A 233-nucleotide genomic window follows, 5' to 3' on the forward strand; every position below is an offset into this window, starting at 1 on the left:
CCTTTGGACAGCGGGCCGGTGTCTATAACTCCAAGAAGCTTCAATTAATAGCCTTCGCACATGCCTGTTTCCTGTTTTAGTGATAGCTCCCAACTTACGTGCTTCTCCACTTGAACTTTCAGAAGGTACTAAACCTGTATAAGCCATAAACTGTTTTGCAGTCTTAAATCGATCAAACGCCCCGATTTCTGCCACTAAGCTGGTAGCTGTAATAACAGCCACCCCCTTTAGGG

General features: G+C 45.5%; 1 protein-coding gene. It reads right to left on the bottom strand.

The annotated features are described in order from the left end of the window. A partial coding sequence (locus tag RG959_RS24975; protein WP_342799385.1) for a transposase occupies positions 1-222 on the bottom strand: 222 nt, incomplete at its 3' end. Positions 223-233 lie beyond the last annotated feature (11 nt).

It is taken from the genome of Domibacillus sp. 8LH (genome assembly GCF_038806185.1).
Lineage (GTDB): Bacteria > Bacillota > Bacilli > Bacillales > Domibacillaceae > Domibacillus > Domibacillus indicus_A.